Origin of the sequence: Kitasatospora sp. NPDC059817, from assembly GCF_042731835.1 — a bacterium.
In the GTDB taxonomy this organism is placed as follows: Bacteria; Actinomycetota; Actinomycetes; order Streptomycetales; family Streptomycetaceae; genus Kitasatospora.
In genome coordinates this window covers 1-3289 of the sequence record NZ_JBHWIR010000365.1, presented here as the reverse complement: position 1 = coordinate 3289, position 3289 = coordinate 1, and the positions used below count along the sequence as shown (strand labels likewise).

The following is a 3289-nucleotide window of genomic DNA, read 5'->3' as shown; positions in this document are numbered from 1 at the left end:
GCACGGGGGACCGGCCAGCGGGCCGGACGGGGGGCCGTGGGGCGGCTCGCTCGGCGGGCCGGACGGGGGCGGTTGGGAACTCATCGAGGCTCCGTTTCGCAGGCGGCCGGCGGATGCGCCGACCCGGGAAGCTCCTGCCACTGGCCTCCATTTCCCCCCGGCTCCCCACCCGCCGCAACAGCAGGTGCGGAAACCGTCGCCGAGCGTGCCCGCCGGGTGTCGGCCACCCTGGAACGCGAAGCCCGACGCACCGAGGAGGCGCCATGCAGCAGCCCACCACCCGGGTCGCGGGCCCGCCCGGCGCCCTGCGCGGCTGGCTGGACGCGCTCGCCGTGGTGCTGGCCGGGTTCGCCGCCATGGCGGCGGTCGCCGCGCTCGGCCTCTGGCTGGCCGGCGCCGACGACCTCCCGGGGGGCGGCTTCCCGGCCGTGCTGGCCGGGGCGGTGGTGCTGGCCGTCGGCGGTGCCGTCCAACTCGACGGCGGAGCCGGGCAGTTCGCCGCAGTGGATGCCGGGATCAGTGCCATGCCGCTGTCCGTCTCGCTGGCCGGTGCGGTGGTGATGGCCGAGGTGTTCCTGCGGCAGCTGCGTTTTCGCGCGGTGGCTGGCGGCGGCGAACTGCTCGGCCGGATCGCCCGCACGGTGGTGCTCTGGCTGGTCGCCCTCGCGCTGCTCACCCTCGGCGCCCGGCACACCTTCGTCGTCCCGCTCGGCGGCGACCTGGCGCAGACCATCGGCGGCGCGCTCGGGCTCACCCCGGAGGTCGGCTTCCACGCGGACGCCCCGAGCACGGTCGGCATCGGGCTGGCCTGGCTGCTCGTCGTCCTCGCGGGCACCTTCGCGGTGTCCCGGCGGGCGCCGCTGCCGCGCGCCCTGCTGCCCTACCAACTGGCCGTCCGCCCAGCCGCGTTCGCGCTCTGGCTGGTCCTGCTGGCGTACCTGGTGATCGGGCTGGCGGCCGGGGTGCTGACCGCGATCGTGCACGGCAACGCCCGGCAGACCCTGGCCGTGCTGCTGCTCGCCCTGCCCGACCTGGTCTGGCTGGCCTTCGGCGTCGGGCTCGGCGCGCAGTGGCACGGGCGGCTCAGCGGCGCGCTCGGCCTGCCGGTGCCCAGGCCGCTCGCCGAGGTGCTGCGGGCGCCGGACGGGCAGCAGGCCACCATCAGCCTGGGCACCCTCGCCGACCAGGACGCGCGCAGTTGGTGGCTGCTGCCGCTGGCCGCTGTGCTGCTGCTCGCGGCCGGCTTCCTCGCCGCGTACCGCTCGCCGCGCACCGTCCGGCTCTGGCAGCACGCCGTCCGGTTCGCTCTGGCCAGCGCGGTGACGGTGCTGCTGGTCGGGCTCTGGACCAGGGCGGACGCCGACTACGGGCTTTCGGCGCTCGGCGTCGGCCTCGGCCAGGGCGGCCTCGGCGACCTGATCGGCTCGCTCCTCGGCGGCGCCAACCCGCTGGCCGGCCTCGGCAGCGGCAGCCTCACCCTGCGCCCGGTGCTGTGGACGGCCGTCCCGCTGGCGGCGGGCTGGGGCCTGCTGGCCGGCGCGCTGGGCGCCCTGCTGGCCGCCCGCACCGGCCGCCGGGGCGAGGTCACCAGCGGCGACGTCCCCGGTGGCGAGGCCTCGGGTGGCGAGGCCTCGGGTGGCGAGGTCTCGGGTGGCGAGGCGCCCGGGGCGGGGTGACGGCTGCCGGGCGGCGCGCGCTCAGAACGCCTCGGCGATGAGGATCGCCGCCGCCGGCAGCGCCTGGGCGAGGGCGCCGCGCCAGACCTTCGGCTCCGAGGCGAAGAGGGTGATCCCGCCGGCGGCCATGAACGCGGCGACGTAGCTGATCACGGCGCGGCCGGAGGCGGCGTGCCCGGTGTGCAGCAGGACCAGTCCGGCGACCAGGCCGAGCGCCAGGAACAGGTTGTAGAAGCCGACGTTGAAGCGCCACAGCCGGACCTCCGGCGCGTCCGCCGTGCTGCCGGTGAGCAGGAAGCGCACCCGCGGGTGGCCGTACAGGAAGCTCTCCAGCGGCCACGCGAGGAGGTGGACCGCGGCGGCGATCACGGCGAAGACCTGGCTCACGGCGTTCATGGCGGTCGGCTTCCTGAGGGGTTGGTTTCCTGGCGGGTCGGTTTCCTGGCGGGCGGTGGACGGTACGGCGCTCACCACGGCGGCGGGTGGACGACCGGGGCGGCCCACGCGGGCGGCTCGGGCACGACGGCCGCCGCGGCGAGCCCGGGGACGACCGCCTGGACGACCCGGGTCGGCGGCCCGTTCCCGCTCCCGCTCCACGCCCTCGGCGCGGCGCCGAGGCCGGGCACGACGGCGGTGGCCGCGCGCAGCTCGGCGACGAACTGCAGGCAGCTGGCGTAGCGGTCCTGGGGGGCCTTGGCGAGCGCCCGGGCGACCGCCGCCCCGACGGCGGCGGGCAGGTCGGGGCGGTGGTCGCGCAACGCGGGCGGCGGGTCGTTGAGGTGCGCCCAGAGCAGTGCCACGTCGCTCTCCCGGCGGAACGGCGGGGCGCCCGCGAGCATCTCGAAGACCACGCAGCCGAGGCCGTACTGGTCGCAGCGCCCGTCCAGCGGCTTGCCGGAGATCTGCTCGGGCGCGGCGTAGTCCAGCGTTCCGACGATCTGGCCGACGCTGGTCAGGCCGCTCAGCGAGAGGGACTTCTTGGTGAGGCCGAAGTCCGCCAGGTACAGGTGTTCGGGGTGCTCGCTGTCCGTCCCGGCGGCGACCAGCACGTTGCCGGGCTTGACGTCCCGGTGGACCAGGTCGTGGTCGTGCGCGGCGTCGAGCGCGGAGGCGATCTGCAGGGCCAGCTGGGCGGTCCGCTCGGCCGAGAAGGGGCCGCCCCGGTTCATCAGCCCGCGCAGGTCGCCGCCCTCGACGTAGCGCATCGCGATGAACAGGATGCCGTCGTGCTCGCCGGCCTCGAACACCGGGATGATGTGCGGGTGGTCGATCGCGGCGGCGGCCTCGGACTCGTGCATGAAGCGCTGCCGGAACACCTCGTTGCGGGCCAGTTCGGGGGCGAGCAGTTTGACCGCGACGGTCCGGCCGAGCCGCAGGTCCTTGGCCCGGTACACCACGGCCATGCCGCCGCGGCCGATCTCGCGCTCCAGCCGGTAGCCGGCGATCCGGCGCCCGACCATGCCGGCCGGCAGGCCGGGTGCGGACGGCCGGTCGGGGTGGTCGGGGTCGTCTTCGGGCACCCGTTCGGCCGACCGGGCCGCGGGCTGGGCGGCCGGCCGGGCGAGGGGGCGTTAGGGGGGGCGTTAGGCCGGGGTCACGGCGCGCCCCGCCGG

Annotated in this window: 3 protein-coding genes; 1 reads left to right on the top strand and 2 read right to left on the bottom strand. The window is 76.7% G+C overall.

Features of this window, described 5'->3' with window-relative positions; translation table 11 throughout:
• The first annotated feature begins 263 nt into the window (after positions 1–263).
• Positions 264–1676 (top strand): streptophobe family protein, encoded by a 1413-nt coding sequence (locus tag ACFV61_RS35265; protein ID WP_380496197.1) that lies wholly within the window; start codon positions 264–266, stop codon positions 1674–1676.
• Between the two features lie 21 nt (positions 1677–1697).
• On the opposite strand, the gene ACFV61_RS35260 is transcribed toward ACFV61_RS35265, so the two are convergent.
• Positions 1698–2072 (bottom strand): DUF1304 family protein, encoded by a 375-nt coding sequence (locus tag ACFV61_RS35260; RefSeq protein WP_063350652.1) that lies wholly within the window; start codon positions 2070–2072, stop codon positions 1698–1700.
• Positions 2073–2143: 71 nt separating this feature from the next.
• Positions 2144–3136 carry a serine/threonine-protein kinase gene (locus ACFV61_RS35255; protein ID WP_063351672.1) on the bottom strand — a complete coding sequence of 331 codons (993 nt, stop codon included), beginning with the start codon at positions 3134–3136 and terminating at the stop codon, positions 2144–2146.
• Positions 3137–3289 lie beyond the last annotated feature (153 nt).